Source organism: Bacillus cereus group sp. MYBK101-2 (assembly GCF_051918845.1).
GTDB lineage: Bacteria > Bacillota > Bacilli > Bacillales > Bacillaceae_G > Bacillus_A > Bacillus_A paranthracis.
Genome location: NZ_JBQAIE010000001.1, coordinates 447,923 through 463,210, shown reverse-complemented (window position 1 = coordinate 463,210; position 15,288 = coordinate 447,923). Strand labels below are relative to the sequence as shown.

The window sequence follows — 15,288 nt, the reverse complement described above, 5'->3', positions numbered from 1 at the left end:
TTGTTATAATAACTGAGGAAAAGAAACTGGTAGAATCATGGAGGTATACATGAAGCAATTAAAGGGTATTATCATTTCAATTATTGCAATTCTTTCTATTGTAGTAGCGGTGTATGAAGTGCTTGTTCCAGAGGAAACAAGTATTAAAAAAACAAATGCGTATGATCAAGTTCTAGAATTTCCGAAAGATCGATATCCAGAGACAGGGAAACATATTACGGATGCTATAAAAGAAGGACATTCAGAAGTGTGTACAATCGACCGTGGTGGCGCTGCGGATAGAAGAAAATTATCGTTAGCTCCATACCCATCAAAAAAAGGGTATGATCGTGATGAATGGCCAATGGCGATGTGTAAAGAAGGCGGAAAAGGAGCACATATTGAATATATAAGTCCAGCCGATAACCGCGGAGCAGGCTCTTGGGTAGGAAATAAGTTAGATAAATACCCAGATGGTACGCGTGTGAAATTTGACGTAAAGTAGTAGTAGTTGCATATTTCATAATGAAGGAGAAGGGAACGATGGAGTTAACAATTTCGTATTCGCAATTAATGTTGATGAACTATGACGGTGATCAGCCTTACGTTGATTGGACGGATGAAGATTTTGAAAGAGGTTATGCGAAGGCGGATGGAACTGTTATTTTTGAAGCACTTTCTGATTATACTTGTGAAGTAAAAGTGACCCCAGGGAAACATATTGAGAAAGAAGAAGTAATTAGAACGGTTACAGTTCCTTTTACAGTTGAAAATGAATGTATCGTTGTAACAAGTATTCTTTCAAATAAATTTCAAATTCCTATTCCAAATGGTGAGTATACGGTTGTATTACAAGCAACACCTCTTGAAGAACCAACGGATGATGAATTATATAAAATACAATATGAATTCTTTTTTGAAAGTAAAGAATAAAAAAGTGGGGTATCCTCAAAAAGGATACCCCACTTTTATTATGCGTTTGTTTTTAGCAAGGAACGAGCGTCTTTTGCCGCTTGCACCATGTGCTCTAAAGCTGGAATAACTTCTTCTGTTCTTCTCGTTTTTAAACCACAATCAGGATTAATCCAGAAATATTTAGGATCGCATACTTTTAAAGATTGTTCTACGATTTTATACATTTCATCTTTACTTGGTACACGTGGGCTATGAATATCATATACGCCTAGACCGATGCCTTTTTCATATGTTGTATGTTTTAATGTATCAATAAATTCACCGTGACTTCTTGATGTTTCGATAGAAATCACATCTGCATCTAATGCGCGAATCGCATCAACGATATCTTCGAAGTTACTGTAACACATATGAGTATGAATTTGTGTTTCATTTGCTACAGAAGAAGTTGCTAAAAGGAAGGATTGTACTGCCCATGTAATATAAGCGTCCCAATCTTTTTCTTTTAGTGGCATACCTTCACGAAGTGCTGGTTCATCGACTTGAATTACTCGAATTCCAGAAGATTCAAGTAGTTCAATTTCATGACGAAGAGCTAATGCAATTTGATATGAAACTTCTTTTCTTGGAATGTCATTTCGAACGAAGGACCAATTTAAAATCGTAACAGGTCCAGTTAACATTCCTTTTACAACTTTCTCTGTTAAGCTTTGTGCATAAACAGTTTCCTTAATAGTCATTCCGTTAATAAAGGCTACATCACCATAAATAACAGGTGGTTTTACGCAGCGGGAACCGTATGATTGTACCCAACCGTTTTTAGTGAATGAGAAACCAGCAAGGCGCTCACCAAAATATTCAACCATGTCAGTTCTTTCAAATTCACCATGTACAAGAACATCGAGACCGATTTCTTCTTGGTAACGAATCCATTTTTCTGTCTCTTTTTCAATAAATTGTTCATATTGTTCATTTGAAATAACACCGTTACGCCATTCTTTTCGCGTTTGGCGAACTTCAGTTGTTTGCGGGAAGCTACCGATAGTCGTTGTTGGTAACAACGGTAACTTCAGAGCAATTTGTTGTAATTCATATCGTTTTTCAAATGGAAGAGGACGTGAAAAATCTTCTTCTTTTAGTGCTGTTCGTGCTGCTTTGACATCTTCTCGGTTACGTGCAGCAGATGAACGAATTGTATGATGTACGTTTCGATATGTTTCCAGCTCATTACGAATACTTTCTGTACCTTGAGTTAGAGCGGAATGAATAAGAACTAACTCTTCTAATTTTTGATTTGCAAATGCCAACGCATCAAATAGCTCAGTCGATAAGTGAGTTTCTTCTGTTTTATCGATTGGCGTATGCAATAAGCTACAAGAAGGCTGAACGATGAAATCTTTCGTTTGGACTTGTTTTTGTAACGTTGTAAATAACGTAAGAACTTCATCAAGATTGGCTCTCCAAATGTTACGGCCATCTATACAACCAACAGCTAAAGTTTTATCAGCTGGGAATCCATATTTTGAAATAGCATGTAGATTACCTTCTTTACCATGAATGAAATCTAATCCAATACTTGATACTGGGAATGTAATGATTTCTTCATAGTTTTCTTCTACACTATCAAAATATGTTTGTAAAAGAAGATTCGCATTTGGAACTTCTTTACGAATAGCTTCATAAATTTCTTTTGCTTGTTGAACTTCTTCTTTCGTTAAAGAAGCGAAAATCGGTTCATCAACTTGAATGATTTGTGCACCAGCTGCATGTAGTTCTGAAAGCAGTTGTACGTAAGGTGCAACTAACTGTTTTAAAATAGTAGCAAATTGCTCTTGTGTATAGCCTTTAGCTAATTTCAAGAAAGTATATGGTCCTAAAATAACAGGTTTTCCATCTACTCCTAATTCTTGTTTTGCCTCTTCGTATAAGCGAAGTGGACGATTATCTTTTAAAGAGATTTGTAATCCCTCTTCATATTCAGGAACGATATAATGATAGTTTGTGTTAAACCATTTTGTCATTTCGGAAGCTACGTGATCTTTAGAGCCACGCGCCATTGCGAAATATACATCAAGGTAAGATGTAAACTGAGAAAAACGTGAGGGGATAAATCCTAGCATATAAGCAGTATCCAAAACGTGATCGTAATATGTAAAGTCGCCAATTGGAATAAGTTCAATCCCTTTTTCTTGCTGTGCTTTAACGTGTTGAAGACGAATTTCTTTCATTGTTGTTAAAAATTGTTCTTCATCGATTTTATTAGACCAAAAAGCTTCCAATGTTTTTTTCCACTCTCGTTGTAGTCCGATACGTGGATAACCTAAGTTACTTGTTTGAATTGCCATTTCAAATTCCTCCCTAATTGAAAGTAAGCATTTCCGTTTACTAGGAAATACCTATAACAAAAAGCATATAGGCATAGAAAATAAGCCTTCCTTTTTGTTTTAACACCTCATCATCATCCGTGAATCTATCAGTGTTGTTAAAACAGGCAGGTCTCCTGACTTATGCTTCATATGATTTCTTTCACCTTCCCGTTTTCACAGTGGCATTAAAAAGAAATCTCAGCATTTACAGTGGCGGGACCGTGTTGGAGTTTCACCAAGCTTCCCTTTTAAACACGAAACAAACTGTTCGTGTACCCATTTTCCTTTTGAAAGGAATTTAACAAGCGATATGATATTGAAACAAATTCTAACACAATTTTTGGAATTTTGTCTACTGTTTTGAAATAAGAAAATTCTAAAGTTTTTTATTTTAATTATTTGTATTTTTCTGATTTTTTAGGGTGAAGAAACATGAGGAGAATTGAAATAAAGTGCGATTAAATTTATAAAGAAATGGGTACCTATACATACATACATACATACATACATACATACATACATACATAAGATGCCAGTTATGTTATTAAATAATTGGTTTATCTTATATAGAAAATTAAACAAGCATAACCCCAACCTAAATTAGAATGGGGTTATACTTGTTTTAGACTTTGAAATAAAATAACTATATTGTCATTTTACAGTTTCTATTTTAAAAGTTTAATCCGTATCCGTATCTATATCAATTTCTGAAAGTCGCCCGGCAACAGCATCTGTAAGAAGGGTGTTTAACCATTGTAATTCAACTGTAATATGTTCAATAACGCTTTGTAAAATATATAGTTGTGCACGTGGGATTTTGCCTTTGCTACAATCATAAATAGTTTGCATATTATGTAAATATTGAATAGTATCATTTTTCTTCTTTTCTAAAATAGGAACTAACTCTTGGTCATCACCAAAATGAGCGAAAGAGAGTGCCGAATAAATCGGTTTATATATTTGATTTTTTGCCTCGAATTGTTTTAATAGTAATTTGTGAAATAATTGTTTACCTTCTTCTGTTATATGAAAGATTGTTTTATCTGGTCTATTCGTATCTCGAACAATCGTGGTAATACAAATTGCACCTTGCTTTTCTAATTGCTCGAAGGCGTAGTAAAGTGAACCTTTTGCATATTTAATATAACAATCCATTTGTCTTTCTTTCATAATGTGTTGCACTTCATATGGATGTTTATCCCCTTCGAGTAGCAAACCGAGAATGACTAATTTCATGCTCATTCTGTTGTCTCAACTCCTGTATATAGAAACTTTATCCCGATTGGTGAGGGATAATAACCAGTGGGAATGGTTCCTTACTGATTAAAGATTTACTTTATATATTATAAACGGCATACCCTTTTTCATAAAGGGTATGCCGTTTCTTTTTTCTATACTAACTTACTTGCTTTTGTCTTTGTTTCGTTTTTGGACCTGTAAATAGTCGTTCATTTCCCATAAGTAAAATACAAATAATACTTAGCACAGCCGGGATAAGTGCCCAGAAGAATGTGCTGGCAATAGATGTAGCGAGAGCCTCTTTAATACCAGTTAATATTTCAGGTGGCATCTTCTCGGTAGCACCTTGTGATAATAAGAAACTTGTGTCTCCGCCCTTTGGAGCTAATTTAGCTAGTTCAGGAGGGAACACCGTACTTAATTTATTAGTAAAAATATGATTTTGAATGGTACCGAAAATTGTTACACCAAGAGTCATACCGAGTGAACGGAAGAATGAGTTTGTTGATGTAGCAGAACCACGGTCTCGCATTTCTAACTTGTGAATAGAAGACATACTTAAAACTGAGAACGAGAAACCAACCCCAAGTCCAGTGAGAACCATAAATAGTGTTACAAGTAGACGAGGTGTATCCATCGTTAAAGTGCTTAATAAATAAATACCAATTACAAAGAAAACGCCAGATACGATCATGATGTTACGATAACTTGTTCGTGAAGCTAACTGTCCACCTGTTTGACTTCCAATTACAGAGCCAACCATCATAGGTGTTAAAATTAATCCAGCATTAGAGGCTGAACCGCCGAGAACACCTTGAACGAAGATTGGAATATAAACTGTACAGATAATAAAAGCGGCACCATAGAAAAAGGCAACGCCTTGGCTAGCTGCGAATAAAGGTTTTTTAAAGAGATGGAAAGAAATGATAGGCTCCGTTGCTTTTCGTTCTACGAAGAAGAAAATAATAAGCATAATAACAACTGTTGTAAATAAACCGATAATTACAGTGGAATTCCATGCATATTCTTTACCACCAAGTTCTAAGGCGAACATTAAACAAACGATACTAATAACAAGTGTAATAGCGCCAGCCCAATCAATTTTTTGTTTTCTAAATTCTAGAGATTCACTGTAGTATTTAGTAATGAAGAAGAAGGAGATAAGCCCTAATGGAATATTAATATAGAAGACCCAGTGCCAACTTATATAGTCTGTAATATAAGCGCCTAATAAAGGACCGAACACACTAGATGTCCCGAAAACGGCACCGAATAGTCCTGTCATTTTTCCGCGTTTTTCTGGTGGGAATATATCGTACATAATTGTGAAGGCAATAGGCATAAGAGCGCCCCCACCAATCCCTTGAATTGCTCTATAAATACTTAACTGTTCAATACTAGATGCTGTTCCGCAAAGTGCAGAACCGAATAAGAAAAGAATGAGGCCACCGATATAAAAACGTTTCCGTCCGTACATATCAGAAAGTTTTCCGAATATAGGCATACCTGCCATTGTTGCTACCATATATGCAGATGTGACCCAAACGAACTTGTCAAATCCTCCTAAGTCTCCAACGATCGTTGCCATTGCTGTTGCAACAATTGTATTATCCATTGCCGCCATTAAAATACCAAGTAGTAAACCAGCAACAACAAATTTTGTCTTGTTGGAGTCTTTTTTTGATAATTGAGATTTCAAATATAACCCTCCTTTAAAAATAAGTAAACTATATTAAGTTTTGAGTGCAGCGCATAAAAATGTAAAGGACAGTTCTTTCAAATCAATTTACACAAGTGCACAAGCCATAAAGAATATTATAGTCAAATTTGACTAAAAGGCAAATATTTTCATTCGTCAAAATATTCTGTTGTATAGACTGCGAAAGAGTGAGTAATACTTAATATTGGTATAAAGTCAATGAAGGAAATTGTAAAAAAATATTTCAGCAAGAATACCTTCAGTTAACAGAGGAAAAATGGTTTTTTCTTTATATTGTCGAATAGGATAAAAGGAAGAGTAATAACTATATATCGTTTGTATTGTGCAGAGAGGCAGAATAAGGTCGTATGAATGATGCATCTGAAATGGGGTGAATATTATTATGAAAATATGGAAACGAATTTCGGATCAAGGAAGGCGTTCAATACCGCTACAACCGGTATTATGGATTGATGGATCAAAAAAGGAAAACGAATGTCCCAATGTAGCAGTTACATTGCAAATCCGTAGTATGTATAAAGAAAAATTTTCATATGAACTGACCTATGATGTAAACGACATACTTATTATTCGAATTGAAGTTGAAAATAAAGGAATAGAAATGATTTCACGAGTTGTAGTAAGTCATATGATTCGCGATTATTTTGCATATATCCCTAATTCATTAAAGGTAGATAAGGGGATAAGTGAGTTTCTATTCCAACTTGTAAGGTGGCGAATCGATAATTTATTACCGAATGAAAAGGTAGAATTAATTTGTAAAATAAAAGCAAATAAAGATAAAGCACTCAAAAACGCATTATTTCAGGCTACATATACATTTCAATATAACGGAGTATCATATGGTCCACTGCAAACAAATGAAGTTGTAGTGCGGCAATGATAAAAAGGAACCTGTATGGAAGGTTCCTTTTTTAGTGAAGGTTATGCTTTTTGAGTATTTTCTTTTGTTCTATTCCTTTTTTCCCTACATAGTTATTTTTGAAGCCAAAGTATAGAATAAATAAAAATGAAGCAACATTAACAATAGCATCGATTTGATCGTTTGTAATAAAGTTTATTCCGAAAGAATTGAATAGTAATTTTAAGGATAATAGAAAGCCCGCTAGTAAACGTATAATATCTGATAGATTTTCTTTTTGTAGCATATAGGTCACTCCTTTCTAAAAACGATATATAGTATATATATGAAATGAAGTAGAAAAGGTAGACAAGTTTAAGCGGAAATGTACACTCAATATGTACATTTTTTATTTTGTAGAAAAACATAATTGTTATAGAAACATATATTGGTATAGAAGGGAGGTGAAGTATGAAACATAAAGGGAAAATTAGTGGATTATTACTTGGGAATACAGTGGCAGTTACAGAATGGATTGCGCTTCAGGATGTAATTACAAAACTGGATTCGCGATCATTTTATACCGTCTTTATTATTTATATATTGCAAATGATACTCAGCTATTATTTTGGACATTGGTATGATAAAAGAGCGAGTGGGCGTATGGATACGGAAGTAGGGGGAATGGAAAGTAATGATTTTGTAGTTGATTTTTTTGAGAAAGTAGCTGCTTTATCAGAACGAGATTCTCATAATATTACAGTGTACATTCTTTCTGTGAAAGAATGGAAAGGACTAAAAGAAACAGTGCAAGAAAAAAAATTGGAGGTGTTAGTACAAAAATTGGAGAGCACGATTGTAAAGACAATTCGTAAAGGCGATGTCGTTACGAAGTGGGATGAAAATAAGTATGTGATTGTGGCGATTGATAAAGGACATGAAAAGTCGACAATAACAAACCGATTAATGAAAAATATTGAAAGTGAAATAGAAAATGGTTTGTTAAGTATGACTCTATTATTTGGGGCTGCTAGTTATCCTATAGAAGGAAAAACGTTTGAAGAATTGTTAAGAAAGGCACAAAATCAATTGTACCAACATAGAAATTTGTAAAAAAATAAGTGAAATTTTGATTTGAAGAAATATGATATGAAGAAGTTTTGATTGTAACATTTTTTTGACTTTTATTACAAAAAGAACTTTTTTTGTAATAAAAGTCTTTAAAAATATATGAAATAGGCATATAATTATGATGGATGTGTCAATGCATTTTGCACAATGTGTTTCATTTTAAAAGTGTAGAGGAAAGCATACTCTACACTTTTCCTTTTTAGGGAATGGCAAGAATAATTGTAAGTTGTTGCAAGATAGCATTTATACTGTGTAAAATGAACGAAGAGATTATTTGATAGAAAGCGGGAAAGGGAATGATAGAATGATAGACGTGTGAGAACAACGAACATCTTTTATCAGGTGAATAATTACTGTTGTTCTTCAAATTATTATGGTTGTGATGAATTCCGTTGTACTTTTATGTAATACATAGTATGAATAGGTTTTAAAAAGTTCCAAGTAAAAGATGGATATGAAACTGCTATTTAGTTCGAAAACGGAAAATGTAATTTCAAGTAATACAATTTGTACAAGCATTATAAACAATATGAATGATTTTCGTGAAAAAGGTGCGAGTGTGGAGTTTATAGAAGGTTATATAATTTCATAGCTTTTTACACGATGATCGTATATAAGTAGGAGGAAAAAGATGTTGAAATATAGTAAATTAGCAATTGTAACTGCATTATCAATGACTTTACTAGCGGGTTGTTTCGGGCCGAAACCAGAAGAGGAATTATATGTTGCATTTGAAAATGCTGCAAAGCAAGAAAAAACAATGTTTGAAGATGCAAAAAAACTTGAAACTTTAGAGAAAGAGGGACAAGAATTATATAACCAGATTGTTCAAGAAGGAAAAGATAATAATCAAACTGTTAAGGAAAAACTAAACCAAGCAGTGAAAAATACAGATGAACGAGAAAAAGTGCTTAAAAAAGAAAAAGAATCTTTAAATAAGGCACAAGAAGAAGTGAAATCGGCAGATAAATATGTGAAGAAAATTGAAGATAAGAAATTGAAAGATCAAGCGGATAAAGTGAAAAGCACATATGAGAAACGACATGATTCATTTAACAAAATGTATGATAGCTATAATAAATCGTTAAAACAAGAAAAAGAATTATATACAATGTTACAAGATAAAGGTACGAAATTAAAAGATATTAGTGAAAAAGTAAAAGTAGTAAATCAGTCTTATAAAGATATTGAATCAGAAAAAGACAAGTTTAATGAATTTACGAAGTCTTATAATACAGAAAAAATTGCTTTTTATAAACAGGCAAATATTAAAATTAAAGAAGAGAAAAAATAAAACAGTTTGGCCTACAATTGGCCAAACTGTTTTATTTTTTTGTATAGGTACGACTATACCATGGGACAGGTTCACTTAATTTTTTTTCTTGTTTTAGCGCTTCAGGACCAATATAATCTTGAAGTGTTTTTTTTGCTACTGTTAAAGATAAGGTTGTTTTCGGATTTCGATAGGAGGATTCAAGATGACCGAGATGTGGTAGGATTCGAAAATCTTCTTTTGTAGGAGGAATATGGAAAAAGTAATCACCTAAACGTATAAGAACATCAGATTGTTGTTGGCTAAAACGTGGATTTCTAGAGAAATGTAATCCTTCTTTAATAGCTTTTTTTTCAGTAATTAAGCGTTCTAAAGCTGTCTTTTTTAACCAGTATAAATACTTCGGATTAGTTGCAGCTTTAGCATGACGATTCACAACAAAAATAGATTGAGCTAGTCGATTAATAGAATGTTGGTTTTGTAATTGAGATTGTGGTTGTGAAGGTTTCATATTAAATCTCCTTTCAATTTTTCATTATTATACCATAAGTAAAAGCGATTTTTATTATATGCAAAAAGTGATTGTATATATTTTCAATATTAAAGCAATATTGTTACAAAAAACAACTATTTTGTATAATAGTAATAGAATGTGTTTTAGAAATTTGATAATGAAAGAGTGAGAAGTTTGAAAGAAATATTAAAACAGCAATATGCCATTATAGATATTGGATCTAATACAATGCGTTTAGTTATTTATGAAAAGCAAAACGGAGGTTTTTATAAAGAGATTGAAAATACGAAAGTGGTTGCAAGGTTAAGGAATTACTTAGTCGATGGTGTGTTGATTGAAGAAGGAGTAGAGGTATTGTTACAAACATTATTTCAATTTCAAGAAAGTACACGATTCCATCAGTTGCGCCATGTACTTTGTGTTGCAACAGCAACAATTAGGCAGGCTGAGAATCAAGAGGAAATTAAAAAACTTGTTGAAGGACAAACAGACTTTACTCTTAGAGTATTATCAGAATATGAAGAAGCGCGTTACGGCTATTTAGCGGTTATGAATTCAACTTCGTTCTCGGAAGGGATTACAGTAGATATTGGTGGAGGAAGTACGGAAGTTACATACTTTCGAAATAGAGAGATTTTAGAGTATCATAGCTTTCCTTTTGGGGCACTTTCTTTAAAGCAACAATTTATTAAAGGGGACATACCTACTGAAGAAGAGTTGGAAAAGCTTCAAACGTACTTGGAATATCAATTTCGAACATTACCATGGTTAATTGATAAGAAATTACCCCTTATTGCAATTGGTGGTAGTGCGAGGAACTTAGTGAAAATTCATCAAAATTTAATTTGTTATCCTATAGCAGGAGTACATTTATACAAGATGAAAGAAGAAGATATTAAAAATGTGAAAGAAGAATTGGAAGGCTTGTCGTTCATAGAACTTCAAAAATTGGAAGGATTGGCAAAAGATCGAGCGGATACAATTGTTCCCGCAGTCGAAGTATTTCATACGCTTGTTCATGTTATAGAGGCACCAGCATTTGTATTAAGTAGAAAAGGATTAAGAGAAGGTGTTTTCTATGAAGAGTTGACAAAAGATTTGGGGATTTCATATTATCCGAACGTGGTCGAAGAAAGTTTGTATTTATTATCACATGAATATGAAATGGACATGGAATTTGTAATACAGCTTATTAAACATGGAAGATTAATTTGTCAACAGCTTGAAGAAACAGGGCTGATTTCTATGTCAGTAAAAGACTGGGAAGTGTTCCATCAAGCAGCGAAAGTATTTAATATAGGCAAATATATAGACGAAGAAGCGAGCCGTTTACATACGTTTTATTTATTAGCAAATAAAACAATTGATGGTATGATGCATAAAGAGCGAGTTAGATTAGCGCTTATTGCGTCTTATAAATCAAAAATGTTATTCAAACAACATCTGTCTCCGTTTGAAGGATGGTTTGATAAAAACGAACAAAAAAAAATTCGCCTATTAGGGGCTGTTTTACAATTTTCAGCAGCTCTAAATATAAGACAAAGATCGCTTGTTGAATCGATATCTATAACAGAAAGTAAAGAAGGATTAACATTTAAAATTGTATGTGAGCAATCGGCATTAGCGGAAAAAGTGCAAGCTGAAAAACAAAAAAAGCAGCTGGAAAGAGTATTGAAAACGAATATTAACTTATTCTTCGAATCAAAACACTAAGTTGTACGGATGTCTTTACAAAAAATTAACACTTTGGAATATTGTAATTTGTTAAAATGAAAGTAACTAAATTATAGTAAAAAAGTTTCAAGGGAAGTGTGAAGAGGATGGAAATGTTGAAGGGGAATATAGTCAATTTAAATGATACAGCTTATTACAACAATAGAGAACTAAGTTGGTTAGCATTTAATGAACGTGTACTACAAGAAGCACAGGATGAAATGAATCCGCTTTTAGAAAGATTAAAGTTTATTAGCATTTTTAGCTCCAATTTAGATGAATTCTTTATGGTACGTGTAGCAGGATTGAAGGATCAAGTGAGCGCTGGGTTTAACCAACCAGAAAATAAGGCCGGCTTAACACCAAAAAAGCAATTAAATAAAATTGCGATAAAGGCCCATGAATTAATGACTGTACAATATGATACGTTTAAAAATTATGTGTTGCCAGCGTTGGAGCTAGAGGGGATTGAGCGTTTAACATTCCATGATTTGACGAAAGAACAAAGAGAATTTATAGAAGAGTATTTTGATGAGCAAATTTTCCCAGTTTTAACACCTGTAGCTATCGATGCGTATCGTCCATTTCCTATGTTATTAAATAAAAGTTTGAATTTAGCTACTCTTTTATATGATGAGAAACAAGTGGAGGAAGAAAACCGCACGAAGTTAGGGATTGTACAAGTTCCTTCATTACTTGAACGTTTCATATTTTTACCGAGTGAAGGGCAAAAGCATAAATTTATTTTATTAGAAGATGTAATTAGTGGTTTTACTCATAAATTATTCACTGGATATAAAGTATCATCTGTTACTCGTTTCCGTATTACACGCAATGCGGATTTAACGATTCATGAAGAAGGTGCGAGAGATTTATTAAAAGTAATTGAAAAAGAATTAAAAAAGCGTAAGTGGGGAGCTGCTGTACGTTTAGAAGTTGGCAAAGAACACATTGATGAAAGAGTATTAGCGTTATTATATGAAGTGTTGGAAGTAAAAGATGAAGATGTGTATATAATGGATGGACCGTTAGATTTAACATGTCTATTTTCTTTATATAAAAAACTATCGCCTTTATATGAACATTTAGTATATCCGGCTCTTATTCCACAACGACCTCAAGATTTAGGGGATGCCGAAGATGTATTTGAAAAAGCAATTGAGCATGATATTTTATTACATCATCCGTTTGAATCGTTTCAGCCAGTAGTTGATTTTGTTCGTGATGCAGCAGACGACCCGAATGTACTTGCGATTAAACAAACATTATATCGAGTAAGTGGTGATTCTCCAATTATTCAGGCGCTAAAGGTAGCGGCTGAAAAAGGGAAACAAGTGACGGTATTAGTTGAGTTAAAGGCAAGGTTTGATGAAGAAAATAATGTGCATTGGGCTAAAGAATTAGAACAGGCGGGTTGTCATGTTATTTACGGTGTAAGTCATTTGAAAACACATAGTAAAATTACGCTAGTTGTAAGAAGAAAAAACGGAAAAATTGAAAGGTTCGTACATCTTGGAACCGGAAATTACAATGATGCAACCGCAAAGCTATATACTGATTTTGGTTATATTACATCACGAAAAGACTTTGGGGTCGATGCAACAAATTTCTTTAATTATTTGAGTGGTTATACAACAAAGCCGCATTTTCATCATTTATCGGTTGCACCATTTGATATAAGAGAGCAATTTAGCGATTTAATAGATGAAGAAATTCGTTATCATAGGCAATATGGAAATGGATATATCATTGCTAAAATGAATTCATTAACTGATAAACCACTTATTAAAAAAATGTATGAAGCATCACAAGCTGGAGTAAAGGTAGAGCTCATCGTTCGAGGAACATGCTGCCTACGACCTGGTATTCCAAATGTAAGTGAAAATATTCGGGTAGTTAGTGTTGTCGGGAGATATTTAGAACATAGCCGTATTTATTATTTCCATCATAATGGAGAAGAGAAAATATATTTATCTTCAGCTGACTGGATGACAAGAAATATGGAGAAACGTGTAGAAATATCTTTCCCGATATTAGATATTGAAATGAAGGCACGAATTAAGGCGATTTTACAGCTTACTTTAGCTGATAATGTGAAAACACGTGAACAAAATAAAGACGGTGACTATTATTATGTTATTAATAATGGGGCAGAAGAGATTGATAGCCAAGTGAAGTTATTTAAGATGGCGTATCAAAACACAGATGCCGAATAATGAGAACAAAGTAAAAAACCTCTTTTTTAAGAGGTTTTTTACTTTGTTCTCTACTTATTATAAAGGATGCGTAGAGAGAATACTTTTTATTATAAGCATGTTAATGGATTATGAATCGGTTAAGAAAGGAAATAACATTAGTAGAATTGTTGCGGTACATTAATAATAGAATGGTTGTTGACAAGGTCCGCCATAACAAGGATAAGGTGTCGGCGGTGGGAAAGGTGGTGGATATGGTGGGTAATACGGTCTAGGACCGAAAGCTAATGCTCCGCCAAGCAGTCCACCAGCAATACCAGCTAGAAATGGGACGCCAAAAAACGGAAAGAAGCGTGAGTCGCCTACTGGACCAATAGGTGCTGAACGGACTGGGATTGGTTGATAATATGGATACATGAACAAACCTCCTTTATTGGACTCACTTTTATCATATGGTAAATGAAACATGGATGAGCGCGTACAAGAAAGGATATGTAAGAAAATAGGCGAATGATTACGAATGTTGGAGTGTAAAAATTGTTATCTCAGGTTTTGCCATAAATCGGAATGGGACACGTGTTCTGCCAAGGCCGCGATTGACATAGAGAGCTAAATCTTGGATCGTATAGAAACCTTCTACATAGTTTTTAGCAAGTGCTGGGGTAATAATAGCGCCTAAAAAAGGGATTTGTACTTGTCCGCCATGGCTATGACCAGAAAGTTGTAAGTTAACTGGATATGTAGCAATTTGCGGTGCAATATCTGGTTCGTGAACAAGAACAATGTTATAAATGTTTTTCCGAGCGCGCTGTAGTGTCTCCTTTATTTTGGGTTTGCCTAATAGTATATCATCAAGACCGAAAATTGAAATTTCACTATTATCCAGTAGACGGATTCTCTTTTCACTGTTTAGTAACAGTTCAAATCCAGATTCACGCATGATGTGTTCGTAGTATTCCGTTCCATATCCGCCGTGATCATGGTTACCATAAATAGAAAATTTACCGAAGGGTGCTTGTATATTTTTTAAAATAGATGCAACGAAAGGAGTGTCAGTATACGTTTGATAATTATCAATGAGATCACCAGTAAAAAGAACAATGTCGGGTTTTACAGCATTAATTTTAGAGACGATTTGAGATAAATGTTGGAGAGAGAAATAGTATCCGAGATGTAAATCGCTAAATTGAAGAATCTTCATACCGTGAAAGCTTTTTGGGATGAGTTGTGATTTCAGTGTATGTTCTGTAAAAGAGAGCAGATGAGGCTCAATATATTTAGCATAATAGTATCCGATACTAGTCGTTATAAATGAATATAGGCAAGTACGCATTCCAGTTTTTAAAAAATCTCTTCTTGTAATTTTCTTCATAAAAATATGAGTATACCTATTTGGCTTATA

The 15,288-nt window shown here is 33.7% G+C and carries 14 protein-coding genes and 1 riboswitch; of the genes, 7 read left to right on the top strand and 7 right to left on the bottom strand.

The window, feature by feature from the left end; all coding sequences use genetic code 11:
• Positions 1-49 precede the first annotated feature (49 nt).
• Together nucA and comJ are read left to right on the top strand one after the other, a co-directional pair.
• Entirely contained in the window at positions 50-484 is a 435-nt protein-coding gene (gene nucA, locus ACTFSI_RS02370) for a DNA-entry nuclease (protein ID WP_000811499.1), read from the top strand.
• Between the two features lie 38 nt (positions 485-522).
• Positions 523-912, top strand: coding sequence for a competence protein ComJ (comJ, locus tag ACTFSI_RS02365; protein WP_000424015.1), 390 nt, complete (start codon positions 523-525; stop codon positions 910-912).
• Between the two features lie 38 nt (positions 913-950).
• Here the strand turns inward: comJ and metE are convergent, their stop codons facing one another.
• From metE to ACTFSI_RS02350, 3 genes are all read right to left on the bottom strand, one after another.
• Positions 951-3,239 (bottom strand): 5-methyltetrahydropteroyltriglutamate--homocysteine S-methyltransferase, encoded by a 2,289-nt coding sequence (gene metE / locus ACTFSI_RS02360; RefSeq protein WP_265153404.1) that lies wholly within the window; start codon positions 3,237-3,239, stop codon positions 951-953.
• Between the two features lie 128 nt (positions 3,240-3,367).
• A riboswitch (cobalamin riboswitch) is annotated at positions 3,368-3,555 on the bottom strand.
• Between the two features lie 383 nt (positions 3,556-3,938).
• The gene (locus ACTFSI_RS02355) at positions 3,939-4,502 is read right to left on the bottom strand and encodes a PadR family transcriptional regulator (RefSeq protein WP_000062057.1); all 564 of its coding nucleotides are present in this window, start codon (positions 4,500-4,502) and stop codon (positions 3,939-3,941) included.
• A 154-nt stretch (positions 4,503-4,656) separates the two neighbouring features.
• Positions 4,657-6,198, bottom strand: a complete 1,542-nt coding sequence (locus ACTFSI_RS02350; protein ID WP_000842024.1) for an MDR family MFS transporter — start codon at positions 6,196-6,198, stop codon at positions 4,657-4,659.
• A gap of 403 nt (positions 6,199-6,601) precedes the next feature.
• On the opposite strand from ACTFSI_RS02350, the gene ACTFSI_RS02345 reads away from it, so the two are divergent.
• Positions 6,602-7,102 (top strand): hypothetical protein, encoded by a 501-nt coding sequence (locus ACTFSI_RS02345; protein WP_000708181.1) that lies wholly within the window; start codon positions 6,602-6,604, stop codon positions 7,100-7,102.
• Positions 7,103-7,133: 31 nt separating this feature from the next.
• On the opposite strand, the gene ACTFSI_RS02340 is transcribed toward ACTFSI_RS02345, so the two are convergent.
• On the bottom strand, positions 7,134-7,367 hold the full coding sequence (locus tag ACTFSI_RS02340) for an SPP1 phage holin family protein (RefSeq protein WP_101164644.1): 234 nt from the start codon (positions 7,365-7,367) through the stop codon (positions 7,134-7,136).
• Between the two features lie 164 nt (positions 7,368-7,531).
• On the opposite strand from ACTFSI_RS02340, the gene ACTFSI_RS02335 reads away from it, so the two are divergent.
• Both ACTFSI_RS02335 and ACTFSI_RS02330 read left to right on the top strand, forming a co-directional pair.
• Positions 7,532-8,173, top strand: a complete 642-nt coding sequence (locus ACTFSI_RS02335) for a diguanylate cyclase domain-containing protein (RefSeq protein WP_440045219.1) — start codon at positions 7,532-7,534, stop codon at positions 8,171-8,173.
• Positions 8,174-8,822: 649 nt separating this feature from the next.
• Positions 8,823-9,485: a YkyA family protein gene (locus ACTFSI_RS02330; RefSeq protein WP_000922491.1), complete on the top strand. Its 663-nt coding sequence runs from the start codon at positions 8,823-8,825 to the stop codon at positions 9,483-9,485.
• A gap of 31 nt (positions 9,486-9,516) precedes the next feature.
• Here ACTFSI_RS02330 and ACTFSI_RS02325 read toward each other — a convergent pair whose 3' ends face one another.
• A complete protein-coding gene (locus tag ACTFSI_RS02325; protein ID WP_000804868.1) occupies positions 9,517-9,975 on the bottom strand; it encodes a YkyB family protein in 459 nt (152 codons plus the stop codon).
• Between the two features lie 177 nt (positions 9,976-10,152).
• On the opposite strand from ACTFSI_RS02325, the gene ppx reads away from it, so the two are divergent.
• Entirely contained in the window at positions 10,153-11,691 is a 1,539-nt protein-coding gene (gene ppx, locus ACTFSI_RS02320; RefSeq protein ID WP_044790721.1) for an exopolyphosphatase, read from the top strand.
• Between the two features lie 107 nt (positions 11,692-11,798).
• The gene (locus tag ACTFSI_RS02315; protein WP_138321190.1) at positions 11,799-13,907 is read left to right on the top strand and encodes a polyphosphate kinase; all 2,109 of its coding nucleotides are present in this window, start codon (positions 11,799-11,801) and stop codon (positions 13,905-13,907) included.
• Between the two features lie 159 nt (positions 13,908-14,066).
• Here ACTFSI_RS02315 and ACTFSI_RS02310 read toward each other — a convergent pair whose 3' ends face one another.
• Both ACTFSI_RS02310 and ACTFSI_RS02305 read right to left on the bottom strand, forming a co-directional pair.
• Positions 14,067-14,303 (bottom strand): hypothetical protein, encoded by a 237-nt coding sequence (locus ACTFSI_RS02310; protein ID WP_000283744.1) that lies wholly within the window; start codon positions 14,301-14,303, stop codon positions 14,067-14,069.
• A 97-nt stretch (positions 14,304-14,400) separates the two neighbouring features.
• Positions 14,401-15,258: a metallophosphoesterase gene (locus tag ACTFSI_RS02305; protein ID WP_000724516.1), complete on the bottom strand. Its 858-nt coding sequence runs from the start codon at positions 15,256-15,258 to the stop codon at positions 14,401-14,403.
• Positions 15,259-15,288 lie beyond the last annotated feature (30 nt).